This window comes from Pseudomonas sp. S2_F07, assembly GCF_054668325.1.
Window position 1 is genome coordinate 1,651,295 of record NZ_CP162758.1, and the last position, 26,123, is coordinate 1,677,417.

Annotated in this window: 22 protein-coding genes; 14 read left to right on the forward strand and 8 right to left on the reverse strand. The window is 61.4% G+C overall.

All coding sequences use genetic code 11. The features are described from left to right. Nucleotides 1-179: 179 nt before the first annotated feature. Complete coding sequence (locus tag AB4O40_RS07460; RefSeq protein WP_223542108.1) at nt 180-1,874, reverse strand: AMP-binding protein; 1,695 nt, start codon at nt 1,872-1,874, stop codon at nt 180-182. 206 nt (nt 1,875-2,080) lie between these two features. Here AB4O40_RS07460 and AB4O40_RS07465 point away from each other — a divergent pair, with 206 nt between their 5' ends. The 4 genes from AB4O40_RS07465 to AB4O40_RS07480 all read left to right on the forward strand — a co-directional run bounded on the left by AB4O40_RS07465 (nt 2,081) and on the right by AB4O40_RS07480 (nt 7,747). Next, the gene (locus AB4O40_RS07465; RefSeq protein ID WP_056724068.1) at nt 2,081-3,244 is read left to right on the forward strand and encodes an isovaleryl-CoA dehydrogenase; all 1,164 of its coding nucleotides are present in this window, start codon (nt 2,081-2,083) and stop codon (nt 3,242-3,244) included. Nucleotides 3,245-3,256: 12 nt separating this feature from the next. Then, on the forward strand, nt 3,257-4,864 hold the full coding sequence (locus tag AB4O40_RS07470) for a carboxyl transferase domain-containing protein (protein ID WP_223542107.1): 1,608 nt from the start codon (nt 3,257-3,259) through the stop codon (nt 4,862-4,864). A 115-nt stretch (nt 4,865-4,979) separates the two neighbouring features. Continuing rightward, complete coding sequence (locus AB4O40_RS07475; protein ID WP_056724063.1) at nt 4,980-5,792, forward strand: gamma-carboxygeranoyl-CoA hydratase; 813 nt, start codon at nt 4,980-4,982, stop codon at nt 5,790-5,792. Then, nucleotides 5,792-7,747, forward strand: coding sequence for an acetyl/propionyl/methylcrotonyl-CoA carboxylase subunit alpha (locus AB4O40_RS07480; protein ID WP_056724061.1), 1,956 nt, complete (start codon nt 5,792-5,794; stop codon nt 7,745-7,747). Before AB4O40_RS07475 ends, AB4O40_RS07480 begins: the two co-directional genes overlap by 1 nt. Before the next feature lie 39 nt (nt 7,748-7,786). Here AB4O40_RS07480 and AB4O40_RS07485 read toward each other — a convergent pair whose 3' ends face one another. Continuing rightward, entirely contained in the window at nt 7,787-8,434 is a 648-nt protein-coding gene (locus AB4O40_RS07485) for a LexA family protein (protein WP_056724059.1), read from the reverse strand. A 129-nt stretch (nt 8,435-8,563) separates the two neighbouring features. On the opposite strand from AB4O40_RS07485, the gene AB4O40_RS07490 reads away from it, so the two are divergent. After that, nucleotides 8,564-8,905, forward strand: coding sequence for a DUF6124 family protein (locus tag AB4O40_RS07490; protein WP_056724057.1), 342 nt, complete (start codon nt 8,564-8,566; stop codon nt 8,903-8,905). 485 nt (nt 8,906-9,390) lie between these two features. Then, the gene (locus AB4O40_RS07495; protein ID WP_460055196.1) at nt 9,391-10,542 is read left to right on the forward strand and encodes a M14 family metallopeptidase; all 1,152 of its coding nucleotides are present in this window, start codon (nt 9,391-9,393) and stop codon (nt 10,540-10,542) included. 102 nt (nt 10,543-10,644) lie between these two features. Here AB4O40_RS07495 and AB4O40_RS07500 read toward each other — a convergent pair whose 3' ends face one another. Together AB4O40_RS07500 and AB4O40_RS07505 are read right to left on the reverse strand one after the other, a co-directional pair. Next, entirely contained in the window at nt 10,645-11,190 is a 546-nt protein-coding gene (locus AB4O40_RS07500; protein ID WP_056724053.1) for a cytochrome b, read from the reverse strand. Next, nucleotides 11,187-12,272: a catalase family peroxidase gene (locus AB4O40_RS07505; RefSeq protein WP_409078854.1), complete on the reverse strand. Its 1,086-nt coding sequence runs from the start codon at nt 12,270-12,272 to the stop codon at nt 11,187-11,189. The genes AB4O40_RS07500 and AB4O40_RS07505 overlap by 4 nt, the downstream gene beginning before the upstream one ends. Nucleotides 12,273-12,435: 163 nt before the next feature. Between AB4O40_RS07505 and AB4O40_RS07510 the strand changes: the two genes are divergently transcribed. The 4 genes from AB4O40_RS07510 (at nt 12,436) to AB4O40_RS07525 (ending at nt 16,411) form a co-directional block, all read left to right on the forward strand. Then, the gene (locus AB4O40_RS07510; protein ID WP_056724050.1) at nt 12,436-12,942 is read left to right on the forward strand and encodes a sigma-70 family RNA polymerase sigma factor; all 507 of its coding nucleotides are present in this window, start codon (nt 12,436-12,438) and stop codon (nt 12,940-12,942) included. After that, nucleotides 12,939-13,691 (forward strand): anti-sigma factor family protein, encoded by a 753-nt coding sequence (locus AB4O40_RS07515; protein WP_460055191.1) that lies wholly within the window; start codon nt 12,939-12,941, stop codon nt 13,689-13,691. The genes AB4O40_RS07510 and AB4O40_RS07515 overlap by 4 nt, the downstream gene beginning before the upstream one ends. A 156-nt stretch (nt 13,692-13,847) precedes the next feature. After that, the gene (gene zapE / locus AB4O40_RS07520) at nt 13,848-14,972 is read left to right on the forward strand and encodes a cell division protein ZapE (protein ID WP_056724046.1); all 1,125 of its coding nucleotides are present in this window, start codon (nt 13,848-13,850) and stop codon (nt 14,970-14,972) included. 125 nt (nt 14,973-15,097) lie between these two features. Then, nucleotides 15,098-16,411, forward strand: coding sequence for a leucine-rich repeat-containing protein kinase family protein (locus tag AB4O40_RS07525; RefSeq protein ID WP_460055187.1), 1,314 nt, complete (start codon nt 15,098-15,100; stop codon nt 16,409-16,411). A 118-nt stretch (nt 16,412-16,529) separates the two neighbouring features. Here the strand turns inward: AB4O40_RS07525 and AB4O40_RS07530 are convergent, their stop codons facing one another. Next, complete coding sequence (locus AB4O40_RS07530) at nt 16,530-17,234, reverse strand: YebC/PmpR family DNA-binding transcriptional regulator (protein ID WP_056724042.1); 705 nt, start codon at nt 17,232-17,234, stop codon at nt 16,530-16,532. Nucleotides 17,235-17,459: 225 nt separating this feature from the next. On the opposite strand from AB4O40_RS07530, the gene AB4O40_RS07535 reads away from it, so the two are divergent. Next, nucleotides 17,460-18,881 carry a type VI secretion system Vgr family protein gene (locus AB4O40_RS07535; protein WP_460058152.1) on the forward strand — a complete coding sequence of 474 codons (1,422 nt, stop codon included), beginning with the start codon at nt 17,460-17,462 and terminating at the stop codon, nt 18,879-18,881. Nucleotides 18,882-18,884: 3 nt separating this feature from the next. Here AB4O40_RS07535 and AB4O40_RS07540 read toward each other — a convergent pair whose 3' ends face one another. Together AB4O40_RS07540 and AB4O40_RS07545 are read right to left on the reverse strand one after the other, a co-directional pair. Next, the gene (locus AB4O40_RS07540) at nt 18,885-20,276 is read right to left on the reverse strand and encodes an FAD-dependent oxidoreductase (RefSeq protein ID WP_056724038.1); all 1,392 of its coding nucleotides are present in this window, start codon (nt 20,274-20,276) and stop codon (nt 18,885-18,887) included. A gap of 70 nt (nt 20,277-20,346) precedes the next feature. After that, nucleotides 20,347-21,672 carry an MFS transporter gene (locus AB4O40_RS07545; protein ID WP_056724036.1) on the reverse strand — a complete coding sequence of 442 codons (1,326 nt, stop codon included), beginning with the start codon at nt 21,670-21,672 and terminating at the stop codon, nt 20,347-20,349. Nucleotides 21,673-21,940: 268 nt separating this feature from the next. Here AB4O40_RS07545 and AB4O40_RS07550 point away from each other — a divergent pair, with 268 nt between their 5' ends. After that, nucleotides 21,941-22,813 carry a LysR family transcriptional regulator gene (locus AB4O40_RS07550; protein WP_056724034.1) on the forward strand — a complete coding sequence of 291 codons (873 nt, stop codon included), beginning with the start codon at nt 21,941-21,943 and terminating at the stop codon, nt 22,811-22,813. 91 nt (nt 22,814-22,904) lie between these two features. Here AB4O40_RS07550 and AB4O40_RS07555 read toward each other — a convergent pair whose 3' ends face one another. Next, a complete protein-coding gene (locus AB4O40_RS07555; protein WP_223541570.1) occupies nt 22,905-23,765 on the reverse strand; it encodes a LysR substrate-binding domain-containing protein in 861 nt (286 codons plus the stop codon). A gap of 109 nt (nt 23,766-23,874) precedes the next feature. Between AB4O40_RS07555 and AB4O40_RS07560 the strand changes: the two genes are divergently transcribed. Together AB4O40_RS07560 and phnX are read left to right on the forward strand one after the other, a co-directional pair. Beyond that, nucleotides 23,875-24,984: a 2-aminoethylphosphonate--pyruvate transaminase gene (locus tag AB4O40_RS07560; protein WP_056724030.1), complete on the forward strand. Its 1,110-nt coding sequence runs from the start codon at nt 23,875-23,877 to the stop codon at nt 24,982-24,984. Nucleotides 24,985-25,139: 155 nt separating this feature from the next. Then, the gene (phnX, locus tag AB4O40_RS07565) at nt 25,140-25,967 is read left to right on the forward strand and encodes a phosphonoacetaldehyde hydrolase (protein WP_056724028.1); all 828 of its coding nucleotides are present in this window, start codon (nt 25,140-25,142) and stop codon (nt 25,965-25,967) included. The last annotated feature ends 156 nt before the right edge of the window (nt 25,968-26,123 follow it).

Sequence of the window (26,123 nt, forward strand, 5' to 3'; positions counted from 1 at the left end):
CCTCAATAATAAAAAAAGAGCACGCGCAACGAAAATTAAAGGGGAGCTTCGGCTCCCCTTTGTGCTGTCTGGCATTTGAGATCTCCAAGAGAATCACAACCTTGTAGGAGCTGGCGCAGCCTGCGATCTTTTGATCTTGACCTTCGCCAACCCTAAAAGATCGCAGCCTTCGGCAGCTCCTACCGTATCGCTTTGAGCTCCTCGATACTGATCTCGCGCATCCTGAATTTCTGGATCTTGCCGGTCACCGTCATCGGAAATTCCTCGACGAACTTGAAGTAGCGCGGCGTCTTGAAGTGCGCAATGCGCTCCTTGCACCAGGCTTGCAGCTCTTGCTCGGTGGCGCTGTGGCCGGGGTGGAACTTGATCCAGGCGACGATCTCTTCGCCGTAGCGCGAGCAAGGAATGCCAATCACCTGCACGTCGGCAACGGCCGGGTGAGTGAAGAAAAACTCTTCCAGCTCCCGTGGGTAGATGTTCTCACCGCCACGGATGATCATGTCTTTGTTGCGCCCGGCAATGCACACGTAACCCTCGTCGTTCATGCTTGCCAGGTCACCGGTGTGCATCCACCCTGCCTGATCGATGGCGTCTGCCGTGCCTTCGGGGTTGTTCCAGTAACCGAGCATCACGCTGTAACCGCGGGTGCACAGCTCGCCGATGGTGCCACGTGGCACCAGGTTGCCCGCTTCGTCGATGATCTTGCTTTCCAGTTGCGGCTGGGTGCGGCCGACGGTGGTCACGCGCAGTTCCAGATCGTCTGAAGGACCGGTCTGCAGCGACACCGGACTGGTTTCCGTCATGCCGTAGGCAATCTGCACTTCGCTCATGTGCATTTCGCTGATGACCCGGCGCATCACCTCGATAGGACAGGTCGCACCCGCCATGATCCCGGTGCGCAGGCTCGACAGGTCGAACTGGGCACGTTGCGGTTGGTCAAGCATGGCGATGAACATGGTCGGTACGCCGTACAGCGCGGTGGCTTTTTCTTCGGCCACGGCGCCGAGGGTCAGCAACGGATCGAACGCGTCGTTCGGGTAAATCATCGTACTGCCATGGGTGATGCAGCCGAGGTTACCCATGACCATGCCGAAGCAGTGATACAGCGGCACCGGGATCACCAGGCGATCCGCGGCGGTCAGGCCCAGGCTTTCGCCGACCATGTAACCGTTGTTGAGAATGTTGTAGTGACTGAGGGTCGCGCCCTTGGGAAAACCGGTGGTGCCGGAGGTGTACTGGATATTGACCGGCTGATCGAAATGCAGGCTGTCCTGGCGTTCATGCAGTTGCTCGACCGTCACGCTGCCCGCCAGATCGGCCAGTTGCGACCATGGCAGGAACCCCGACGGCGGCTGTGCATCCAGGCTGATGACGCCACGCAACTCCGGCAACCGCCCGCTCTGTAACTTGCCGATGGATTGCTCCGCCAACTCCGGCACCAGGCCTTGCAGCATCGAGTGATAGTCCGAGGACTTGAAGGCCCCGGCACATACCAGCCATTGGCAGCCGGACTGCTTCAACACGTATTCGAGTTCGGAACTGCGATACGCCGGGTTGATGTTGACCAGGATCACGCCGATTTTCGCGGTGGCAACCTGGCTGATGCACCACTGTGCACAGTTCGGCGCCCAGATGCCGAGGCGGTCCCCGGCTTGCAGCCCCAGCGCCAGCAATGCTCTGGCGTGCAGGTCCGCGGCCTCGGCCAATTGCCGCCAGGTGTAACGCAGCTGCTGATGGCGCACCACCAGCGCCTCCCCGTCCGGGTACTGCGCAACCGTGTTGTCGAATGCCTGGCCGATGGTCATCGCCAGCAAGGCTTTGTCCTGGGAACCACGGGTGTAACTGCGTTGCGGGCTTGCACTGGGTTGATCCATGACGACCCCTATTGTCTTTATTTATGGGCTACCGGCGGTCCCACAGGGTAGGTCCGCGTTCTATCTTGAACTGGCTCTACTCTCGCTCAAGTTGACGTTAACGTAAAGGGTGATTGACAGCCATTCGTCACAGGCTTACGTTAACGTAAAGGTGAGAACCAAATCACGGCCCTCCCCGCCCTACAAAAAAAGCCAAAAGGTGACCCATGAGCTATCCATCCCTGAACTTTGCCCTCGGTGAAACCATCGACATGCTGCGCGATCAGGTTCAGTCCTTCGTCGCCAAAGAGATCGCCCCGCGCGCCGCTCAGATCGACATCGACAACCTGTTCCCCGCCGACCTGTGGCGCAAATTCGGCGACATGGGCCTGCTGGGCATTACCGTGCCGGAAGAGTACGGCGGTGCCGGCCTGGGTTACCTGGCCCACGTGGTGGCGATGGAAGAAATCAGCCGTGGCTCGGCCTCGGTGGCCCTGTCCTATGGCGCGCACTCCAACCTGTGCGTCAACCAGATCAACCGCAACGGCAACCACGAACAGAAAGCCAAATACCTGCCCAAGCTGATCAGCGGCGAGCACATCGGCGCCCTGGCCATGAGCGAGCCAAATGCCGGTTCCGACGTGGTGTCGATGAAACTGCGCGCCGACAAACGCGGCGACAAGTACGTGCTCAACGGCAGCAAGACCTGGATCACCAACGGTCCGGACGCCAACACCTACGTGATCTACGCCAAGACCGACCTGGAAAAGGGCCCCCACGGCATCACCGCCTTCATCGTCGAACGCGACTGGAAAGGCTTCAGCCGCAGCAACAAGTTCGACAAGCTCGGCATGCGCGGTTCGAACACCTGCGAGCTGTTCTTCGATGACGTCGAAGTGCCGGAAGAAAACATCCTCGGCGTGCTCAACGGCGGCGTGAAGGTGCTGATGAGCGGCCTCGATTACGAGCGCGTTGTACTGTCCGGCGGCCCGACCGGGATCATGCAGGCCTGCATGGATCTGATCGTGCCGTACATCCACGACCGCAAGCAGTTCGGCCAAAGCATCGGCGAATTCCAGCTGATCCAGGGCAAGGTCGCCGACATGTACACCCAGCTCAACGCCAGCCGCGCCTACCTGTACGCCGTGGCCCAGGCCTGCGAGCGCGGCGAAACCACCCGCAAGGACGCCGCCGGCGTGATCCTCTACAGCGCCGAACGCGCCACGCAAATGGCCCTCGACGCGATCCAGATTCTCGGTGGCAACGGCTACATCAATGAATTCCCGGCCGGTCGCCTGTTGCGTGACGCCAAGCTGTACGAAATCGGCGCGGGCACCAGTGAGATCCGTCGCATGCTGATCGGTCGCGAACTGTTCAACGAAACCCGCTAAACGGAGCTGTCCATGGCTATCCTGCATACCCAGCTCAACCCTCGTTCAGCGGAGTTCGCCACCAACAGCGCGGCGATGCTCAAGCAGGTCGACGCGTTGCACACCCTGCTCGCCCAAGTGGCGCAAGGTGGCGGCCCGAAGGCTCAGGAACGCCACACCTCGCGGGGCAAACTGCTGCCCCGCGAGCGCATCAACCGCCTGCTCGATCCGGGTTCGCCGTTTCTGGAGATCAGCCAACTGGCGGCGTACGAGGTGTATGGCGAAGACGTCCCCGCCGCTGGCGTGATTGCCGGGATCGGCCGTGTGGAAGGCGTCGAATGCATGATCGTCGCCAACGACGCCACGGTCAAAGGTGGCTCGTATTACCCGTTGACGGTGAAAAAACACCTGCGCGCCCAGACCATCGCCCAACAGAACCGCCTGCCGTGCATCTACCTGGTGGACTCTGGCGGCGCCAACCTGCCGCGCCAGGATGAAGTGTTCCCGGACCGCGAGCACTTCGGGCGGATCTTCTTCAACCAGGCCAACATGAGCGCCATGGGCATTCCGCAGATTGCCGTGGTCATGGGCTCCTGCACTGCTGGCGGCGCCTATGTCCCGGCGATGGCCGACGAAGCGATCATGGTCCGCGAGCAAGCGACGATCTTCCTCGCCGGTCCGCCGCTGGTGAAAGCCGCGACCGGTGAAGTGGTCAGTGCCGAAGACCTCGGCGGGGCCGATGTGCACTGCAAGATTTCCGGGGTGGCCGACCATTATGCCGAGAGCGATGAACACGCCCTGGCCCTGGCCCGCCGCAGCGTCGCCAACCTCAACTGGCGCAAGCAAGGTGAGGTTCAGCAACGCACACCCATCGCCCCGCTCTACAGCAGCGACGAGTTGTACGGCGTGGTCCCGGCCGATGCCAAGCAACCGTTCGACGTGCGCGAAGTGATTGCGCGGCTGGTGGATGGTTCGGTGTTCGACGAATTCAAGGCGCTGTTCGGGACAACCCTGGTCTGCGGTTTTGCCTACCTGCACGGTTACCCGATCGCGATCCTCGCCAACAACGGCATCCTGTTCGCTGAAGCGGCGCAGAAAGGCGCGCACTTCATCGAACTGGCTTGCCAGCGCGGCATCCCGCTGCTGTTCCTGCAGAACATCACTGGCTTCATGGTCGGCCAGAAGTACGAGGCCGGCGGCATCGCCAAGCACGGCGCGAAACTGGTGACCGCTGTGGCCTGCGCCAAGGTGCCGAAGTTCACCGTGATCATCGGCGGCAGTTTCGGCGCCGGTAACTACGGCATGTGCGGCCGCGCCTACGATCCGCGCTTCTTGTGGATGTGGCCGAATGCGCGCATCGGCGTGATGGGTGCCGAACAGGCGGCCGGCGTGCTGGTGCAGGTCAAACGCGAGCAGGCCGAACGCAGCGGCCAGGGTTTCAGCGCCGAGCAGGAAGCCGAGATCAAGCAACCGATCCTCGACCAGTACGAAGAACAGGGTCACCCCTACTATTCCAGCGCACGCCTGTGGGACGACGGTGTCATCGACCCGGCCCAGACCCGCGACGTACTGGCCCTGGCCTTGTCCGCGTCGTTGAACGCGCCAATCGAACCGAGCCGCTTCGGCGTGTTCCGGATGTGATTTTCTGTGGGAGCGGGCTTGCTCGCGAAGGATTCGCCGCGGTTCATCTGATGCACCGCGTTATCGTTCTTCGCGAGCAAGCCCGCTCCCACAAGGACCGTGGAGACGGACGAATATGAGCGACTTCAACACCCTCGAACTGCTGACCGACCCCCGTGGTTTTGCCACGCTGTGGCTCAGCCGCGAAGAAAAGAACAACGCCTTCAACGCCGAAATGATCCGCGAACTGATCCTCGCCCTCGACAAAGTCGCGAGCGATGCCAGCCTGCGGTTCCTGATCGTGCGCGGTCGCGGCAAGCATTTCAGCGCCGGCGCTGACCTGGCCTGGATGCAGCAATCGGCCGAGCTCGATTACGCCACCAACCTCGATGACGCCCGGGAACTGGCGGAGTTGATGTACAACCTGGCCAAACTGAAAATTCCGACCCTGGCGGTGGTACAAGGCGCAGCCTTTGGTGGCGCGCTGGGCCTGATCAGTTGCTGCGACATGGCCATCGGTGCCGATGACGCGCAGTTCTGCCTGTCGGAAGTGCGCATCGGCCTGGCGCCGGCGGTGATCAGCCCGTTCGTGGTGCAAGCCATTGGCGAGCGCGCGACCCGTCGCTATGCCTTGACCGCCGAGCGCTTCGGCGGGCAACGGGCCCGGGAAATCGGCTTGTTGTCAGAGAGCTATGCAAGTGCCGAGCTGGAACAGAAAGTCGAACAGTGGATCGACAACCTGCTGCTCAACAGTCCGGCCGCAATGCGCGCCAGCAAGGACCTGTTGCGTGAAGTCGGCGACGGCTCACTGACCCCGGCGTTGCGCCGCTACACCGAAAACGCCATCGCCCGCATCCGCGTCAGCCCCGAAGGCCAGGAAGGCCTGCGCGCCTTCCTGCAAAAACGTCCGCCGAGCTGGCAAGCCGAAACCACCAAGGAGCCCCGTTGATGAGCGCACCTGTCCTCACCACCCTGCTGGTGGCCAACCGTGGCGAAATCGCTTGCCGGGTAATGCGTACCGCCAAGGCCCTGGGCCTGACTACCGTGGCCGTGCACAGCGCAACCGACCGTGACGCCCGGCACAGCCGCGAAGCCGACATTCGGGTCGACCTGGGTGGCAGCAAAGCCGCCGACAGTTATCTGCAGATCGACAAACTGATCGCCGCCGCCAAGGCCAGCGGTGCCCAGGCGATTCACCCCGGCTACGGTTTTTTGTCGGAGAACGCCGGGTTCGCCCGCGCCATCGAAAACGCCGGCCTGATATTCCTCGGCCCGCCCGCCTCGGCCATCGACGCCATGGGCAGCAAGTCTGCCGCCAAAGCCTTGATGGAAACCGCTGGCGTGCCACTGGTGCCCGGTTATCACGGTGAAGCCCAGGACCTGGAAACCTTCCGCGCCGCCTGCGAGCGCATCGGCTACCCGGTGCTGCTCAAGGCCACCGCGGGTGGCGGTGGCAAAGGCATGAAAGTGGTCGAGGACGTCAGCCAACTGGCCGAAGCCCTGGCCTCGGCCCAGCGTGAGGCGCAATCGTCGTTCGGCGATTCGCGGATGCTGGTGGAGAAATACCTGCTCAAGCCGCGTCACGTGGAAATACAGGTGTTCGCCGACCAGCACGGCCACTGCCTGTACCTCAACGAACGTGACTGCTCGATTCAGCGCCGCCACCAGAAAGTCGTCGAAGAAGCCCCGGCGCCAGGCCTGAGCCCGGAGTTGCGCCGGGCCATGGGTGAAGCCGCCGTGCGTTCGGCGCAAGCCATCGGTTATGTCGGTGCCGGCACCGTGGAGTTTTTGCTGGATGCGCGCGGCGAGTTCTTCTTCATGGAGATGAACACCCGCCTGCAAGTCGAACACCCGGTCACCGAAGCCATCACCGGCCTCGATCTGGTGGCCTGGCAGATTCGCGTGGCACGGGGCGAAGCCTTGCCGATGACTCAGGATCAGGTGCCGCTGGTGGGCCACGCGATCGAAGTGCGGCTGTATGCCGAAGACCCCGGCAATGATTTCCTGCCGGCGACCGGTCGCCTGGAACTGTATCGCGAATCAGCCCAGGGGCCGGGGCGCCGAGTGGACAGCGGTGTTGAAGAAGGCGACGAGATCTCGCCGTTCTACGACCCGATGCTCGGCAAGTTGATTGCCTGGGGCGAAGACCGTGAACAGGCACGTTTGCGCCTGCTTGGCATGCTCGATGAATTCGCCATCGGCGGGCTGAAGACCAACATCAATTTCCTGCGGCGCATCATCGGTCACCCGGCATTTGCTGCTGCCGAACTGGATACCGGCTTCATTCCGCGCTATCAGGAGCAGTTGCTGCCGGCCCCTGCGGAACTCAGCGACGATTTCTGGCAGGCCGCCGCCCAGGCGTTTGCCCAGAGCCAGCCGCCTGCCACCCGCGCCGACGACCCGAGTTCGCCATGGGCGGCGGGTAACGGCCTGCGGGCTGGTTTGCCGCGAGAAATCACCCTTCACCTGAGCTGTGAAGGCCAGGACCGGGCCCTGACGCTGGGCGACATCAATGCCCACAACGCTCTGCTCAAGGGCGAGCATCTGCTGACCGAGCAGGCGGGTGTGCGACGTCAACACCGCGCAATACGCCGTGGCGAACAGGTGTATTTGCAGTGGGATGGCGAATTGCGTCGCATCGAGGCTTACGACCCGATCAGCGCCGTCGAGGCCAGCCACAGCCATCAGGGCGGGCTGACCGCCCCCATGAACGGCAGCATCGTCCGTGTCTTGGTGGAGGCCGGGCAATCGGTCGAGGCCGGGGCGCAACTGGTGGTACTGGAAGCGATGAAGATGGAGCACAGCATCCGCGCGCCCCACGCCGGGGTGATCAAGGCGCTGTATTGCCAGGAAGGCGAAATGGTCAGCGAAGGCAGTGCACTGGTCGAACTGGAAGAAGCATGAAATGAAGATCGGTCCTACGCACCGCGAGGACCGATCTGATCAGAACCTGGCTGTTGCCTGAACCACTACGCCGATGATTCGACATTCTTCGGTGTACAAGGCTTTCGGATACGTCGGATTGAGCGGGACCAGATAACGCTGCCCGCCCTCTTCGATGAGCTTGCGGAACGTGGCTTCGGTGCTGTCCGGCCACTGGGCAATGACCAGTTTGCCAGGCTCGGCTTCCACGGCCGGGTCCACCAGGATCAGCATGCCTTCCGGGATGCTCATGCCATTGGGTGCGGTCATCGCATCGCCTGCCACTCTCAACCAGAATGCCGGCCCCCGGGCGTGGTAATCGGACAGTTCAAAGTGTCCTTTTCCGTACGCCGGGACCTCGCCGTCGCGCACTACGGCAGGTTCTCGCCAGTCACTGACCGGGTAGCGAAAGTACGGATTGTACTTCTGTGTCAGGGGAATTTCGTCGTCCGTTGACGCCTGCGGCTCCCGGATCACCAGCGCCACCTCGAGAAACTCAAGGCCCAGCGCCCGCAGCACACGGTTCATGTCGTCGATGCCGGGTTCACGACGTTTATTGAGCCAGTGGCCGATACCGCCCTGGGACATCCCGAGGCGCTCGGCGAGTATCTCTTGAGTGATTTTGAGTTCACTCATCTTGGCCTTGACCAATTCAATCCATTTATCCATGTGCGGCACGATACGTGGGCGACTCCAGCCATCAAAACACAAAATGTAGTATTTAAATTGTCGTCACAAATACAGTTCGTATTAGGATCGATCCACGGATCTGAATCTAACACGGAGCTTGCCATCGCCATGAACCAACCCACCAATGACCGCCCGGACATGCAAATCGACAATACCTTCACCTCGCCCCTGGACTCTGCGGCGGCACAACGCGCGCTGGACTATTACTTGAAACCAGCTATTTCGGAGGAAGTGACCGAGCCGCGCTTTTTTGATGTGAATCGCAATATCAGCGGCGAAGAGGCGCTGGTCCATGCCCTGGACCTGTTGCGCTGTGCTGCCGCCACCGCGTACGAGTCCGCCAGTCACCTGCAAGGTGCAAGCCGCGACCTGGCGTTTTCGACGGTGCACATGATCGACATGGCCAAGGCGATGGTCGATCGATCGCTGGAGAAGTATGAAAACGGTTGAGGCGAGAAGGCGAATCGAGAGGACAGGAAAGAATTTTCCTGTCGCGCAGGTGAAAACGCTTGACCTGCAAACGAGAATGATTATTATTGCATCAACTGATCGCGAGATCAGTCGATGGACCAGGTGACCTTAGGTCGGTCTCCTGGACTATCTCCTCATCAGGCTAATCACGGTTTTTGACCCGGCTTTTTGCCGGGTCTTTTTTTGCCAGTTTTTCCTGGCTTTGGCTTCAGGCTAATGAAGTCTTTGGGTACCGCAAATTCGATGGCGCGGATGATATCAAAAGAATTCCAGTTGGCAAGAGAAGCCCGGCATCATTGGTTCAAACCAGCGACAGATAGCACTTGAGAATCAGTCGCACAGTCTCTAAGCTGCGGCGGCGTCAAGGAGGACGCCCCCACCCTCACACCCCGCAATTCCCCTCGGTTTCACCCCACTCTTGCGTGTAAAGTAGCCACCATAAAAATCATATTCAGGACCCGATTATGGCCGTGGCTAAATCCTCTTTCGACATCAGTGCCAACTTCGACAGCGGCAACATCCAGGTGATCGACGTCAGCGATCCACTCAGGCCCCTGCTGGCGATCCGCCCCGATACCAAAAGCAACCATTTCCAATGGTTCCACTTCAAGGCCAGCGGCCTGCATGTCGGCCAGGAGCACTGGTTTCGCCTGAACAATGCCAGCCAATCCTCCTACAACAAGGCCTGGACCGGCTATCAAGCGGTGGCGTCCTACGATCACATCAACTGGTTCCGCATACCCACCATCTTCGAAGGCGACTGCCTGCGCTTCAGCCTCGAAGCCGAGCAGACCCATGCCTGGTTCGCCTACTTCGAACCCTACAGCCGTGGTCGCCACGACTGGCTGATCGAGCAGGCGCTGACCAAGGCCGGTACCGAACTGCTGGCCACCGGCAAGAGTGTCGAAGGTCGCGACATCCAGTTACTGCGCAAAGGCACCGGCGCCGAAGGCCAGCGCAAAGTGTGGATCATCGCCCAGCAACATCCGGGCGAACACATGGCCGAGTGGTTCATGGAAGGCGTGATTGAACGCCTGGAAAAGCACGACGACCCGGTGCTGAACAAGCTGCTGGCCAGCGCCGACCTGTACCTGGTGCCAAACATGAACCCGGATGGTGCTTTCCACGGTCACCTGCGCACCAACGCCATGGGCCAGGACCTGAACCGCGCCTGGCAGAACGCCAGCCAGGAAATCAGCCCGGAAGTCTTTTTCGTACAGCAGCAGATGGAAAAGTATGGCGTCGATATGTTCCTCGACGTGCACGGTGACGAGGAAATCCCTCACGTGTTCACCGCCGCTTGCGAAGGCAATCCGGGTTACACACCCCGGATCGAAAAACTCGAAGAACACTTCCGCAACCATTTGAAGCACACCACCAAGGACTTCCAGACCAGGCACGGCTACATCCGCGACGAACCGGGCCAGGCCAACATGACACTGGCCTGCAACAGTGTGGGGCAGAAGTACGACTGCCTGTCATTGACCCTGGAAATGCCGTTCAAGGACCACGACGATCATCCGAATCCGTTGACGGGCTGGTCGGGCAAGCGCTCGAAGCAGCTGGGCAAGGATGTACTCACCACCATTGCGGATATGGTCGACACCTTGCGTTGATTGCCCTTTAAGATGAAAAGATCGCAGCCTGCGGCAGCTCCTACATTGGAATGCGTTTCCCTGTAGGAGCTGCCGCAGGCTGCGATCTTTTTTTCCCGGCTATTATCCGCGATCCTTGCCCCGCAACATGCTGTCCAGCACCTCATCACGACGCACCCAGCCGTGAAACAGCGCGGCCGCCAGATGCAGCAACACCGTCAGAAACAACAGATACGCCAGATACCCATGGGCCTTGCGCAAGAACGCAAACACCTGTGCATTGGCCGGCACAATCGATGGCAGCTGCAACGAGCTGCTGAGCATCACTGGCTCGCCCGATGCCGAAATCATCGCCCAGCCCAGCAGCGGCAAGATCAGCATCAACGCATACAACAAGACATGCGAAGCCTTGGCCGCGAGTACTTGCACACCCGGCAGATCCGCCGGCAATGGTGGTTGCGTGGTGGAGAAGCGCACCACCAGCCGCACGATCACCAGCAGCAAGATCGCGACGCCCAGGGGTTTGTGCAGATGAATCAGCCATTCATGCCGCTCGGAGACCGAGGCAACCATGCCCGCGCCGATAAACAGCATGGCGATAATCATCAGCGCCATCAGCCAGTGCAGCAGACGTGCCAATGGAGCGAAGTGGTTGGATTGAGTGCTCATTGCTGGGCCTCCTGTTTGGCGGCGGGCAACTGGCTGACTTCGCTGGTGCGACGCAGGTAGGAATTGGCGTAACCGGCTGAGCGAGCGGCGAGCAATGGGTCGTCGGACCCTTCGATGCCAGCGGGCAATACCAATGGGTCGTAGTTGATGTCTCGGCATTCGCCATTGAGTTGCGGCTGGGTTTTTTCCAGCACCAGGGTGCCCGCGTTCAGCACCTTGCGCCCTTCGGGCCAGGCTTTGCTCGCATCGTTCACTGGATCGCCGGGATTGGCCAGGATGATGTTCAACTGCCAACGCAACGGTCCTGCGGCTATACGCTGAACCAGGTCTTTCTCCAGGAAGTCACTCCCCTGCGGCGCCGTAGCCCCCGGCGCATCTTGAGCCACCGGCACCATGCTCCAGCGCACGGCCTGGCGTTGTCCGGTGGCGCTCACCAGATAAAACGCGTTGACGCTGTTATAGGTCTCCGTGACGTAACTGGCTGACGGCTTGGCGGTCTTGATCCAGGCCAAGAACGGTGCGGCTTCCGGATGCGCACCGAAAAACGCGGGAACCGCGGTCGGGTTCGGCTTGCCGGTAGCCGGGTCCGGCGACTGCGCCTGCTGCAATTGATAGAACGCCTCGGGCGTGCCCACCGGGAACACCGGCATGCTGTTCATCCCGGTGCGCCACTGCTGGCCGTTGGCCTGGGTGAAGCGCAAGGCCATGCTGCGGATCGGCACGGCACTGTCCGGCGCGTAAGGGTTGCCGGCCGGCAAAGCGAAACGCCCGACCACCGGCGTCCGCGCTTCGTTGAACACCTGGGCAGTGGAAAAGCTGCGGGCCTCGCCGCTACTCTCGAAATACCCGATCACGCACACGCCCTTGGAATGGTTGCGACGGAAACCCGGATGCACGCCATTGTTGGTTTCCAGCACGTTGATCAGTTTCTTCGGGGTCAGGCGCTGTGGGTCAAAGGTGCCGTTGACGTAGGCGAAAGCCCCAGCCACGGCGGCAACGACCACGGCAATGCCGGCCAGACGCATCGTCAGGCTCGCCGCACTCAAGGGTGGCCGGATTGGCGGTGATGATCGATCTACCATGAAAGACTCCAGGGCCATCGGCCACAAGTAAGAAGAATCAAGCAGACGAACCCCGCGCAGGTTTATTCCCACGCGCGGTTTTTATTTTTTCTGACGTGGAATAACCTCGAATGCCGGGCGTCTTCCTGGTCCACAGTCCAGCGTAGTGACTAGCCAGAACTTCATGAACGATATCGACGAACAACTCAGAGAAATCATTCCCGGAATGCGGCGGTTTGCCGTGTCATTGACACGCAACACCAGCAGCGCTGACGACCTGGTGCAGGCGAGCCTGGAGCGGGCGCTGTCGAGTTGGGCTGGCAAACGCGCCGAGGGCGACTTGCGCGCCTGGCTGTTCTCGATTCTCTATCGACAGTTTCTCGATGCGCACCGCCGCTCCCGGCGCTATGCGCGCATGCTCGATTTCTTCACCGGGCGTGACGATGCCCAGCCCTCGGTGGAGCGCACCGTGATTGCCCAATCGACCCTCAACGCCTTCGACCGACTGCCCACCGAGCAACGCGCGCTGCTGCTCTGGGTATCGGTGGAAGGCTTGAGTTACAAAGAGGTCGCCGAGATTCTCGACGTCCCCACCGGCACCGTGATGTCCCGCCTGTCTCGGGCTCGCCAGGCCCTGCGCCAACTCAGCGATGGCGAAATCAACCGCCCTTCCCTGCGGAGACTCAAATGATCAGCTTGCCCCCCAGCGAACGAGACCTGCACGCCTACGTCGACCACCAACTGAGCGACGTCGACCGACGCCTGGTGGAGGCTTTTCTGGCCACTGACCCGCAGGTGGCCGCGCAAGTGCGCGCCTGGCAACAGGATGCCCAGACACTGCGCGCAGCCCTGAGCGGTACCTTGCAACAACCCTCGAACCCGGACCTGGATCCGGCGGTGATTCGCCAGCGCCTCAAACGCCAATCCCGTCGGAACCTGGCCAGTGCCGCGCTGTTGCTCATCGCCGTCAGCGTCGGTGGTTTCAGCGGTTGGCAAGCGCGGGAGATGACGCTCGCGAATCCCCAGCTGCCAATGACCGATGCCCTGCAGGCCTATCGCCTGATTGCCCAGCAAGGCCTCCTGCCGGCGGATTACAAAGTCGGCGACGACGGCGACATGCAGGGGTGGCTCGACCGCTACTTCACCCAGGCCAATCGCCTGCCCGACCTCTCTGGTGCCGGGTTCAAGCCGGCCAGCGGACGCTTGCTGAGTACCGAGCAAGGCCCTGCGGCGATGGTGGTCTACGAGAACCAGGACGGGCAGAAAATCAGTTTCTATGTGCGCCCGCCAGGGCCGAAAAACTTCCTGCTGCCCAGGGGCAGTCGCAGTGATGGCGAATTGCAGGCCGAGTACTGGTCGGGAAGTGGCTACAACTATGCGATGGTCAGCCCGGCGGATACGGCGGCGGCGCGGTTGCTCAACCAGACCGCTCAATTCTGATCACACCACCGCTCCCACAGGGTTTGCGGCGTTCCTTTGGAACCCCGTGACGGTGGCCCACCAATGCCGACACCGCTGGAAGCAGATTCCCTGCTCTGGTTACACTATGGCGCCGCAACACAAAGAGCCTGCCCGCACACCAGAGGTGATATCCCAGTGGCCGTTCGCCCGCCCAACCGTTCGCCAATCAAATCGCGCTGGCAAACGTTGCGTCGCCTTCTCGGCAAGGTACCGGCTGCCGGCAGCGGCGCGGCAGGCCAAGTCATCCACGACTACTTTCGCCATCAGGCCCATGCCCAGGGCTACACCCTCAGTCACAGCCAACAGCGGGTGATCGACTGCATGGCCCGGCATGCCTGCCTGCTGATGGGCACTGCGGCCAAACCCCTTCCGGGCCTTTACCTGCATGGTGCCGTGGGGCGCGGCAAAAGCTGGTTGCTCGACGGGTTTTTCCGGGCCATTCCCCTTGCGCGGAAACAACGCCTGCACTTCCATCAGTTTTTCGCTCAACTGCACCAGGGCATGTTCAAGCACCGCGAACAGGCCGACGCCCTGGCGATCACCCTCGATGAACTGCTCAGCAATTGCCAGGTGCTGTGTTTCGACGAGTTCCATGTGCATGACATCGGCGATGCGATGCTCATCACCCGGTTGTTCAAGGCACTGTTCCAGCGCGGCATCCTGTTGCTGGTCACCTCCAATTACCCACCCGAAGGCCTGCTGCCCAATCCGCTGTACCACGCACGCTTCAAACCGGTGATCGACCTGATCAATGCGCGCATGCAGGTGATGGAAGTCGGCGGGCCCCACGACTATCGCAGCCAGGCCCGACACCATGCGCATCAATTGTTCACTCAAGGTCACTACGTCTGGCCGGCGAGCGTGGCGCAACGACAATCGCTGAACCTGCCCATGCGCAATGCCCCGCCTGTTTCGTTGCCGGTGGGTACCCGGCATTTGCGAGCGCATTTGTGCGAAGGGCGCGGCATCGGTTTTACCTTCACCGAGTTGTGCGATCAGCCCACGGCGGTGATGGATTATCTGGAACTGTGCCGCCAGTTCGACCGCTGGATCATCGATGAACTGCCACTGCTGGGCGATTGCACGATTGCCGCCCAGCAGCGGTTTATCAATCTCATCGACGTGCTGTACGACCAGGACAAGCACCTGACGTTGCTCGGGCAGCACTCATTGCGCGAAAGCCTGGGTGGCGATGCCATTGATCTGGCACGCACCCGCAGCCGATTGGGGCAACTGGTCGAAGTCAGCGAACCGGTCTGATCGATGTTTTTTTGTTGCATTGACTGCCCCTTTCGCGAGCGGGCTCGCTCCCATATCTTTCCCGGTATCATGTCGCCCATTTCCAGGGCCCCGCGCCCTCCCTTTGGTTAATGGCGAATCTGTTCATGCACACCCTTGCTCAATTGCGCGCCGGCGAGTTGTCGGGCATCACGCGGCTGGATCTGGCCGAAGGCCTGACCGAGTTTCCCCGGGAGATCTTCGATCTGGCGGATTCGCTGGAAGTGCTCAACCTCAGCGGCAATGCCCTGAGCGCGCTGCCAGAGGATTTGCATCGCCTGACCCGTTTGCGCGTGCTGTTCTGCTCCGATAACCGTTTCACCGAGTTGCCGGCCTGTATTGGCCAATGCGCCGCACTGACGATGATCGGCTTCAAGGCCAACCGCATCGCCCACGTGCCCGCAGCGGCACTGCCACCGCTGCTGCGCTGGCTGATCCTGACCGACAACTGCATCGAGACGCTGCCGAGCGAGTTGGGAGAGCGGCCATACCTGCAAAAACTCATGCTTGCCGGTAACCGCCTGCGGGGGTTGCCGGAGTCGATGCACAATTGTCATCGGCTGGAGCTGATCCGCATAGCCGCCAACCAGTTCACCGACTTGCCACAATGGCTACTGACGCTGCCGAGCCTGACCTGGCTGGCCTATGCCGGTAACCCGCTGGAAACCGAAGCCGATGCCGCCGCCCTCGACGCCACACCGCGCATTGACTGGTCGGCATTGCACCTGGAAAAAAAGCTCGGCGAAGGGGCGTCCGGGGTGATCCATCAGGCCGTCTGGCAACCGGCCGACCAACCGTCCACGCCAGTTGCGGTGAAGCTCTACAAGGGCGAAATGACCAGCGATGGCTCGCCCCTGCACGAGATGAACGCCTGCATCACCGCCGGGTTGCATTCGAACCTGATTCGCGTCGAAGGGCGGATTGTCGATCACCCGCAACAAACCGCCGGGTTGGTCATGCAGTTGATCCCGCCGAGTTTTCGCAACCTCGCCAGCCTGCCGAGCCTGGCGTCGTGCAGCCGCGACATCTACCCCGACGACCTGCGCTTGAGTGCCGCGGTGGCGCTGCGCATTGCCTCGGGCATTGCCTCGGTGGCCGAACACCTGCACGGCCATGGCATCACCCACGGCGATCTCTACGGGCACAATATCCTGTGGAATGAGCAGGGTGACTGCTTGCTGGGGGACTTTGGCGCGGCGTCGTTCCACGAAATTTCCGACAGTCTGGAAAGCCGTGCCTTGCAACGGATCGAAGTGCGGGCGTTCGGGGTGTTGCTGGGGGAATTGCTCGCGCGAATCGACTCGGGGTTGAGCGATGAACTGCGTGGAGTGCTGGAGGATCTGGAGCGGCGTTGCTGTCAGCCGCAAGTGCTGACGCGGCCGGGGTTCAGCGAAGTCGTGCGGCAATTGGAAAGTCTGTGACCGCTGCGCGGTCAATCGCGAGCAAGCCCGCTCCCACAGTTGATCGAGTTGCCCGGCCAGGCGCGATCTAATGTGGGAGCGGGCTTGCTCGCGAAGACGGTGTCACTGGCAAATCAGGTCAACCCGCCAACCCGACAAACATATCCTGCACGTCGTCATGGTTATCGAGGCCTTCGAGGAACGCTTCGACTTCCGCCATCTGCTCATCGCTCAGGCCGGTGACCGGGTTTTTCGGCTGGTAGCCCAGTTTGGCCGACAGCACGGTAAAGCCTTGTTCCGGCAGGGCTTTCTGTACCGCGTCGAGGTCGGTTGGCTCGGTCAGGAACAGGGTTGCACCCTCTTCACCCGGCTCGAAATCCTGTGCACCGGCTTCGATGGCGGCCATCTCCGGATCGGCGTCCGGGGTGTCCGGCGACGCTTCGATCATGCCGACATGGTTGAAGTCCCAGGCCACCGAACCGGAAGCCCCCAGTTGGCCCTTGCGGAACGCCACGCGGATCTCGGCGACGGTGCGGTTGATGTTGTCGGTCACGCACTCAACGATCAACGGTACCTGATGCGGGGCGAACCCTTCATAGGTCACGCGATGGTACTGCACGGTTTCGCCCAGCAGGCCCGCGCCTTTCTTGATGGCGCGATCCAGTGTTTCCTTGGGCATCGAAGCTTTCTTGGCCTGTTCAACCACCAGGCGCAAGTGCGCGTTGGTAGCAATATCAGCGCCGTTACGCGCAGCAATGGTGATTTCCTTTACCAGTTTGCCGAAGATCTTGCCCTTGGCATTAGCTGCCGCTTCTTTGTGTTTAACCTTCCACTGTGCGCCCATTTCTCACTCTCTTATCTGTGGCATCTGTGGCGCCGAGACATCTAATGGCCGACGCTTTGCGCAAGTTTATACGGCCTAAAGTTGGCAATCGACCAAAAAATCCCGACTTGCATCGACATCTTCACCAGCGGTTGTAGGGCGATTCGGAAATGTCGCTTTATCGTGCCCGCAATGCGCCGGGGTTTCGTACGCTTTGCACCCTACTCCACGGCGGTAGCGCGTTCGATGCACAACGACAAGGAAAGTCCCACTACCCTCACGCTTCTCGACGACGACCTGAGCTTCCAGGTGGTCCGGTTCAGTGGTCATGAAGCACTCAACCAACCCTATCGATTCGACATCGAGGTGATCGGGCTGGCACCGGCCCTGAACCTTGAACGATTACTGCACCAACCGGCGTTCCTCGAGTTCGGCCACGATCAAGGCATTCATGGTCTGCTGTACAGCGTCAGTTGTGAATATCGAAGCGGGCAGCGGGTCGCTTACAAACTGGTGCTGGTGCCAAGTGTCCAGGCGCTGGATCAGCAACGGCGCCGACGTATTTTCCAGCGCGCCAGCGTACCCATGATCCTGCGCCAGTTGCTCGATGAACATGGGCTGCCTGCCGGCAGCTATCACTTTGAACTGGCAACCGGACACTATCCCCTGCGACCTTTTTGCATTCAGTACGAAGAAACCGACCTGGCGTTTCTGCAACGGCTGTGCGAAGAAGAAGGCATCCACTATCACTTCGAGCATCAACGCGACGGCCACGTGCTGGTTCTGGCCGATGACAGCCTGAGTTTCCCCCAGGCCCCCCTGCTCATGTCGATGAGCCGCGACGCCCTCGACGAACACCAGGAACCCGTGATCAGCGAACTGTTCCAACGCCATGACGCCCCGCTCTCCCCTGTGCGTCCAGGCGCCAGGAATCCGGGTGCAGCGGACATCAGCGAAGGCGCAGCCAATCACTCGTTCGTCACGGCACGGCATTGTCCCGCTGGCGAACAACAACATCGCGACCAGCTCAGCCGTCGACAACTGGAACGCCTGCGCTGCCGACACCTGCAGGTCCACGGTCAAAGTAACCAGAGGGCATTACGCAGTGGCCGGATCCTGCAGGTGGCCGAGCATCCGCTGGCGAATTTCAATGATCAATGGCTGGTTATCGAAATCCGCCATCAGGGTCGTCATTCATCCATTCTGCTCGATGACACACCCGACATGGCCCCGGGTTACCGCAATCAATTCAGCGCCATCCCCTGGTCGACGGTGTTCAGGCCCGCACTCAAACAACCCAGGCCGAATATCCCCGGGTATCAGCCTGGCCAGGTGTGCGGCCCGATCGGGCGACCGGCGACAGTGGACGAGGATGGCAGGGTTCAGGTGAACCTCTGGCCCGCCACACCATCAGCCGCAGAGGGGTCCGACGGCCTGTGGCTACCACTGGCGCTGACCACCGCCGAGGAATGGATCGATCCGGCCCGTTTGCCCGTGGCTGGCAGCGAAGTACTGGTGGTTTTTCTCGACAGTGACCCGGATCGCCCAGTGCTTTGTACGGCCATGGGCCCTCGGCCACAACCTCACCGCCCTCGCCCGCGCGAGCCTCGTGGCGATACCCGCCTGCTGTTCGACTGGCTGCTCTCCCGCTCGGATCTTGCGCCCTGATGCTCAGCCCTTGTCAGCCTTGCCGGCGGCGGCGGCGAACTTCGCCAGGCGCACGTCCAGATGCCGTGGTCGACGCCCGTGATCCTCCGCGCGTTCCTTGCGGCGGATGGCGTTGCGCACCATCAGCGAGCCGATGTAGCGAATCGGCTCCGGCGGGAAAAACCCCAACGGTCCGTTGACCAGCGGCGAACGGGTCCAGGGGTTGTCCAGGCCCTGGACCATCGACGCCAGAATCTGCCCACCCATATGGCAGGGTCCGACACCGCTGCCGGAATAGCCGAAACCGTAGAACACGTTGCCACTGGCGCTCATCTGCCCGAAAAACGGCAGCCCGGTCACCGAGCGGTCCGACGGACCATTCCAGGTCGCTTCGACCTTGACCTCGGCAAACGCCGGGAAGAAATCCGCCAGGCTGTTCTGCAGCAAACCGGCGTAAGGCGAAGGCTGGTCGAACACTGGCAGCATGCGTCCGCCATAAGCGAAGGTATTGCCGCCCTTGCCCAGCATGATCCGGCCGTCCGGGGTGTTGTGGTAGTAGTGCACGAAGATCCGCGAATCGAGCACCGTGACGCCGCTGGTCAAGCCGATTTCGTCGAGCAAATCCGGCCGTGGTTCGGTGATCAGCATGTCGCTGGAAACGATCGCCACGCTGCGTTCGAACTGCGGGAACGCCCGGGCCATCCAGGCGTTCATCGCCAGCACCACGCGGTCGGCGCGAACAGTGCCACCAGGGGTTTGAATGCCCGCCGGCCTACCTTCCTCCAGCCCGGTCATCGCGGTGTTTTCATGAATCTTCACCCCGAGTTGCAGGGCTACCCGGCGCAAGCCACGCACCAGTTTGCCCGGCTGCACACTGGCCGCTGCCGGAGAAAACCAGCCTTCCAGGTGTTTGATGGAGCCCGCCATGCGCTGCACATCGGCCACCGGCCGCTGGCTGAATGAGTTGATGCCGTTGCGCTCCAGCGCCGCGATCACAGCGTCAGTCGAGCCAATTTGAGCGCGGTTGGTCGCGGTGTAGAGCGTACCGTCGAGACGGTAATCGGCGTCCACCCGATACTGTTCGCAGAAGGCGCCAATGGCATGGATGCTGCGCTCGGACTCCTTGACCAGACGTACGGCTTCTTCAACGCCAAACAAACGCTCAAGGGTGAAATACTTGGCCGACCACGACAACGCACAACCGCCATTGCGTCCACTGGCCCCGGCACCGCAGATGTCCGCTTCGATCAGCAACACGTCCAGCTCGGGGTTCTGCTCCTTGAGCATGATCGCGGTCCACAACCCGGTGTAACCACCGCCGACGATACAGACATCGGCGCGGGTGTCGCCTTCCAGTGGCGGACAGGTTTCGGATGCATCAGCCTTCAAGGCCTGGTCCAGCCAAAAGGGTCTCATGGGGTCAATCTCCGGTCAGTGGCCCACACGCCGGCCTGCCGCAGGTGCAGCAGGCGACGAGGGACAGGATTCAGGTACGCAGGGGTTTGATGGTGATCGCCTGGTTGGGCACGTAGGCGAAATGAGTGCCCAGGCCACCGGGGCGGCTGTTCCAGTGCGGGATCAACACCAGCGCCGAGAACATGGCGCAGCCGGCGAAAACGATGAACACGGTAACGGTGTCGAAGTAGCCCGGCAGCAGCCCGCCGAGAATCGCCCCGACCGAGCCGCAGCCGTTGACGAATCCGGCTGCCGTGGCGCCGGCCTTGGCAGTGCCGAAGTCGATAGCGGCCGCGCCGCTGATCATCGAGTCCGGCCCGTAGAGGGTCAGGCCCATGACGAACAGCAGTGCCACCACCAGCAGCACGCTGCCGGTATGCAGGGCGCCCATGAAAAACGCCAGGGACACCGTCAGCGCCAACAGGCTGATCACGCAGGCCGGCATGCGCCGGGCGCCGAACAGTTTGTCCGAGGCCAGGCCAATCAGGATCGGCCCGAGCAACCCGGCCAGTTCAAACGCGGTCGGTATGATCGCCGCGCCGACCTTGCCCACTGAAGGCATCTGTTCGAAGACGATCACCGGCCCCCACAGCAGAATCGCGTAGCGCGCCGGCTTGAGCATGAAGTACGCCAACCCCAACACCAGCACTGTGCGGTTGCGCAGGATTTCCTTCAAAGGCTCCCACATGCTGATTTTACTTTGCGCGTCAGCCTCTTCGGCGGTCAGCTCGGGTTCCGGCTCCACCGCCGGCAAGCCGACGTCTTCCGGTTTGTTGCGTTGGAAAATAAAAAACAGCACGGCGACCAGCCCAACCACCGCCGCACTGGAAATGAACGCCGCATGCCAGCTGCCGATGAGCGTGTACGCCCACCAACCGGCAAACGGCGAGGCTACCAGACCACCAAAGGCGTAGCAGGAACTCCATAGGCCCAATACCCGTCCGCGTTGCTCGGAGGGAAAGAAGCTGCCGAGGTTCTTGCACAGCCCCGACCAACCGGTGGACTGCGCCAGGCCTTGTATCAGCATGCAGGTAGCGAAAATCGGTAGCGTTGCAAAGTTGCCCATCACCAGCGCCGCAGCGGCGGAAATCACCAACCCGCCGAGCACCACCACCCGCGGCCCGAAGCGGTCGGCCAGGATGCCCCAGGTGAATTGGCCGAAGGCGTAGGCCGTCAGGTAGATGGCGTCGAGGTTGGCCATGGCCATTTTGTCGAGCATGAAGGTCGGGTCTTCGCCAATACCGAGCTTGGCGACCGAGAAGGCTTTGCGGGTGAAGTAGAAGGCGGCGTAGGCGAGCCAGGTGATCGCGAAGATCTGCACGCGCCAACGCTTGATGGTGCCGATGTGCTTGTTCATTGTGGTTCTGACCTCAGGGTGTGAGTGTGCCGGCAGAATTGGAAGAAAACGCCTGTGTTTTTATTGTTGAGCACTGCGATATCGCCCTGTCCCTACGGCGGATACCGGTCAGATGAGTCCTGTAGTTGCACGCACAGGCTCATGGCTCCCGCTGCTGTTCGACTGACCAGTCACCGGGGCTGAGGTGGATAAAAACAATTACTGATTAATAAGTGAAATCGATTTATCGTATTTCAAATATAAGGTCAGCTTGTTACTGGAGATTCCCATGTCGGTGTCCCACGCCCAGCTCAAAGCTTTCCACGCCGTGGCGGTGCATGGAAGCTTCACCAAGGCCGCCGAGCGCTTGTTTCTGACGCAACCGGCGATTTCCGACCAAGTGCGCAAACTCGAAGAGCGCTACGGGGTTTTGCTGTTTCACCGCAACAAGCGCTCGGTGCGCCTGACCGATCTGGGCGAGCGGCTGCTGAGCGTTACCCAGCGGCTTTTCGTGATTGAGGCGGAAGCCCAGGAACTGCTCCAGGACTCCCAGGCCTTGCAGACCGGCAGCCTGATTCTGGCGGTGGATGCACCGGTCCACGTGCTGCCGCAGATCGCCCGATTCTGCGAACGCTACCCCGGGATCAGCGTGAAGATCGAAACCGGCAACACCGATGAGTCGCTGTTCCGACTGTTCAACTATCAGGCCGACCTGGCGTTGCTGGGCCGTGACGTCAGCGATGAACGCCTGATCTCCCTGCCCCTGCGTAACGACCCGATGGTGGCGTTCGTGTCGCGCAATCATCCGTGGGCCGAGCGCGAATCCATCACCCTTGCCGACCTCGACGACACACCGCTGGTGTTGCGGGAAGTCGGTTCGGTGACCCGGCAGACGCTGGAGGAGGAAATGGCCGGTGCCGGGTTCCGCATCCGCCCGGCAATTCAGGTTGAAGGTCGCGAGGCAGCGCGGGAGGCGGTGGTTGTGGGGATTGGGGTGGGGGTGGTGTCGGCTGCCGAGTTTGGCGCGGATTCGCGGGTGTGTGCGTTGCCGATTATCGATTGCAAACGACGGTTGACTGAAACCCTGGTGTGTTTGCGCGAACAGAGTTCGCGGCGGGTGGTGGCGACTTTTCTGGAGATGGTGCGGGAGAGCCTTAACTGACCGCATCCCCCCGTAGGAGCTGCCGAAGGCTGCGATCTTTTGATCTTGTTTTTAAAAGCGAAGATCAAAAGATCGCAGCCTTCGGCAGCTCCTACACCGGTGCCAACCCAAAAAACGCCTGTATCAGTCGCAAATCCCGCCGCCGCTCCATACACCCCATCATGTGCCGATTCACCAGCCCCTCGCCGATGATCGGTACCGCCGCCACCCGTGGATCGTGACTGACCTCCACCGACGACACCACCCCCACACCCAGTTCGGCGGCCACCGCCTCGGTCACCGCTTCGCGACTGTCCAGTTCCAGCAGCACCCGTGGATTGACCTTGGCCTGGGCGCATGCCTCATCGAAGGTGCGCCGGGTAATCGAACTCGGTTCGCGCAGCACCATGATCACCTGATCCAGTTCCTTGAGCTGCACGCCTTTGGTCTTCTGCGCCCAAGGATGCCCATCGGGCACCAGCGCGCAAATCCGTGATTCATTCAGCGCCTGCAGATGCAGGCCCTTGCGCGGCTCGACCTCGGTCAGCACCGCCACGTCGGCATGTTCGGACAGCAGCGCCGCCAGGGTTTCCTGGGCGTTGCCCAGGCGCAGGTTCACCGTGATCCCCGGATAGCGTGCACGCAGGCTGGCGAGCATCGGCATGACCATGTGCGGGCCGTCCGCCGCCACTTCCAGGCGCCCGGTCAGCAATTGCCGGTTGGCTTCGAGCATTACCTGCGCCTCTTCGGCCAAGCCGAACATCGCCCGGGTGATTGCCGCCAGTTTGGTGCCCTCCTCCGTCAGTTCCACGCGGCGGGCGGTGCGGCGCAGCAGGGTGATCTGGTAGTGCTCCTCCAGGGCCTTGATGTGCCCGGTGACGGCCGGCTGGCTGATGAACAGCCGCGCCGCCGCCCGGGTAAAGCTGCCTTCCCGGGCCACGGCATCGAAGGCGCGGAGCTGGAACAGGTTCATGAATAACCCTCACTGATGGTTGGCATAACAACAAACAATTTGATTGATAACACGGCAAATTGCAATTTAGGCACCAACGCTTCATCCCATCGATTGCGAGGACACGAGAATGAGTACTGCCGAACCCATCCTGCTCACCCCCGGCCCGTTGACCACGTCGGCCCGCACCCGTCAGGCAATGATGGTTGACTGGGGATCATGGGATGACCGCTTCAATCAACTGACCGCCAGCCTCTGCGAGCAACTGCTGGCCATCATCAACGGCGCCGCCACCCACCACTGCGTGCCCCTGCAAGGCAGCGGCACCTTCGCGGTCGAGGCGGCGATCGGCACGCTGGTGCCTCGGGACGGCAAGATTCTGGTATTGATCAACGGCGCCTACGGCAAGCGCCTGGCGAAAATCTGCGAAGTGCTGGGGCGCTCGTTCAGCACTTTCGAAACCGCCGAGGACGAACCGACCACCGCCACCGACGTCGACCGCCTGCTTCGTGCCGATCAAGACATTACCCATGTCGCCCTGATTCACTGCGAAACCAGCACCGGCATCCTCAATCCGCTGCCAGAGATCGCCCAGGTCATTGCGCAACACGGTAAGCGCCTGATCATCGACGCCATGAGCTCCTTCGGCGCCCTGCCAGTGGATGCGCAACAAGTGCCGTTCGACGCACTGATCGCCGCCTCGGGCAAATGCCTGGAAGGCGTGCCGGGCATGGGTTTTGTCTTCGCTCGCAAAGAGTCCCTGGCCAACGCCGTCGGTAACTCGCATTCGCTGGCGATGGACCTGCAGGACCAGCACGCCTACATGGCCAAGACCGGCCAGTGGCGCTTTACCCCGCCGACCCATGTGGTCGCGGCGCTGCACGAAGCCCTTCTGCAATACAACGAAGAAGGCGGCTTGCCGGCGCGGCACGAACGCTACGCCGCCAACTGCCAGGCATTGATGGAAGAGATGGGCAGACTGGGGCTGCGCAGCTTCCTGCCGGCGGCTATCCAGGCGCCGATCATCGCCACCTTCCACGCCCCGAAAGATCCACGCTACGCATTCAAGGAGTTCTACGAGCGGGTCAAGGCCAAGGGTTACATCCTCTACCCCGGCAAACTGACCCAGGTCGAAACCTTCCGCGTCGGCTGCATCGGCCATGTCCAGCCAGCCGAAATGCGCGAAGCCGTGGCGGCGATTGCTGAAGTGTTGCGCGAGATGGAAGTGTTAGAGATCTAACCCACACCACATTCCCCTGTGGGAGCGAGCTTGCTCGCGATGGGGCCCGATCAGTCAGCACCTTGGTTGAATGGAAGACCGCCATCGCGAGCAAGCTCGCTCCCACAGTAAAAGCGGCTCTCCAATCGTCAGTTTTCTACAGGAAATTAATTGCCATGAACTACTCCAACCCAAGCAAACTGCAAGCCGCCATCCTCGACTGGGCCGGCACCGTGGTCGACTTCGGCTCCTTCGCCCCGACGCAGATTTTCGTCGAAGCCTTCGCCGAATTCGACGTCCAGGTGTCCATCGAAGAGGCCCGTGGCCCGATGGGCATGGGCAAGTGGGACCACATCCGCACCCTGTGCGATCTGCCGGAGGTTGCCGAGCGCTATCGCAAAGTGTTCGGCCGCACGCCGACCGACGATGACGTGACCGCCATCTACCAACGCTTCATGCCGCTGCAGATCGAAAAAATCGCCGAACACTCGGCGCTGATTCCCGGAGCGCTGGAGACCATCGCCAACCTGCGCCAGCAAGGGATCAAGATCGGCTCCTGCTCCGGCTACCCGAAACAGGTCATGGACAAAGTGGTTGAACTGGCTGCCACCAACGGCTACGTGGCCGATCACGTGGTTGCCACCGATGAAGTCCCGAATGGTCGTCCATGGCCCGCCCAGGCGCTGGCCAACGTCATTGCCCTGGGCATCGACGATGTCGCCGCGTGCGTGAAGATCGATGACACGGTGCCGGGCATTCTCGAGGGGCGCCGCGCCGGCATGTGGACCGTGGCGCTGATCTGCTCGGGCAACGCCCTGGGCCTGGACTACGAAGGTTATCGCGCCTTGGGCTGCGACCAACTGGACGGCGAGCGCAAGCGCATCCACGCAATGTTCGAAGGCTCGCGTCCGCACTACATGATCGATACCATCACCGATCTGCCGCAAGTGATCGCCGACATCAACAAGCGCCTGGCCAACGGCGAAATGCCTCAGTCGAGCTGATAAGTCCCCGCATTGCCCCTGTGGGAGCGAGCCTGCTCCCACAGGTTTCTTCTGTGCATTACCCAAACCAGAGCATCCAGCGACCAATCGCCTCAGGCAAACCCGGTGAAACAGGATTACAGTTAGAGCACACCGTCGGATAAGAGCGGTGGCTTT

Bases quoted from the DNA above. Each gene is read 5' to 3' on its own strand.
- AB4O40_RS07460 (WP_223542108.1), bottom strand. From the start codon at position 1,874: ATGGATCAACCCAGTGCAAGCCCGCAACGCAGTTACACCCGTGGTTCC.
- AB4O40_RS07465 (WP_056724068.1), top strand. From the start codon at position 2,081: ATGAGCTATCCATCCCTGAACTTTGCCCTCGGTGAAACCATCGACATG.
- AB4O40_RS07470 (WP_223542107.1), top strand. From the start codon at position 3,257: ATGGCTATCCTGCATACCCAGCTCAACCCTCGTTCAGCGGAGTTCGCC.
- AB4O40_RS07475 (WP_056724063.1), top strand. From the start codon at position 4,980: ATGAGCGACTTCAACACCCTCGAACTGCTGACCGACCCCCGTGGTTTT.
- AB4O40_RS07480 (WP_056724061.1), top strand. From the start codon at position 5,792: ATGAGCGCACCTGTCCTCACCACCCTGCTGGTGGCCAACCGTGGCGAA.
- AB4O40_RS07485 (WP_056724059.1), bottom strand. From the start codon at position 8,434: ATGGATAAATGGATTGAATTGGTCAAGGCCAAGATGAGTGAACTCAAA.
- AB4O40_RS07490 (WP_056724057.1), top strand. From the start codon at position 8,564: ATGAACCAACCCACCAATGACCGCCCGGACATGCAAATCGACAATACC.
- AB4O40_RS07495 (WP_460055196.1), top strand. From the start codon at position 9,391: ATGGCCGTGGCTAAATCCTCTTTCGACATCAGTGCCAACTTCGACAGC.
- AB4O40_RS07500 (WP_056724053.1), bottom strand. From the start codon at position 11,190: ATGAGCACTCAATCCAACCACTTCGCTCCATTGGCACGTCTGCTGCAC.
- AB4O40_RS07505 (WP_409078854.1), bottom strand. From the start codon at position 12,272: ATGGTAGATCGATCATCACCGCCAATCCGGCCACCCTTGAGTGCGGCG.
- AB4O40_RS07510 (WP_056724050.1), top strand. From the start codon at position 12,436: ATGAACGATATCGACGAACAACTCAGAGAAATCATTCCCGGAATGCGG.
- AB4O40_RS07515 (WP_460055191.1), top strand. From the start codon at position 12,939: ATGATCAGCTTGCCCCCCAGCGAACGAGACCTGCACGCCTACGTCGAC.
- AB4O40_RS07525 (WP_460055187.1), top strand. From the start codon at position 15,098: ATGCACACCCTTGCTCAATTGCGCGCCGGCGAGTTGTCGGGCATCACG.
- AB4O40_RS07530 (WP_056724042.1), bottom strand. From the start codon at position 17,234: ATGGGCGCACAGTGGAAGGTTAAACACAAAGAAGCGGCAGCTAATGCC.
- AB4O40_RS07535 (WP_460058152.1), top strand. From the start codon at position 17,460: ATGCACAACGACAAGGAAAGTCCCACTACCCTCACGCTTCTCGACGAC.
- AB4O40_RS07540 (WP_056724038.1), bottom strand. From the start codon at position 20,276: ATGAGACCCTTTTGGCTGGACCAGGCCTTGAAGGCTGATGCATCCGAA.
- AB4O40_RS07545 (WP_056724036.1), bottom strand. From the start codon at position 21,672: ATGAACAAGCACATCGGCACCATCAAGCGTTGGCGCGTGCAGATCTTC.
- AB4O40_RS07550 (WP_056724034.1), top strand. From the start codon at position 21,941: ATGTCGGTGTCCCACGCCCAGCTCAAAGCTTTCCACGCCGTGGCGGTG.
- AB4O40_RS07555 (WP_223541570.1), bottom strand. From the start codon at position 23,765: ATGAACCTGTTCCAGCTCCGCGCCTTCGATGCCGTGGCCCGGGAAGGC.
- AB4O40_RS07560 (WP_056724030.1), top strand. From the start codon at position 23,875: ATGAGTACTGCCGAACCCATCCTGCTCACCCCCGGCCCGTTGACCACG.
- phnX (WP_056724028.1), top strand. From the start codon at position 25,140: ATGAACTACTCCAACCCAAGCAAACTGCAAGCCGCCATCCTCGACTGG.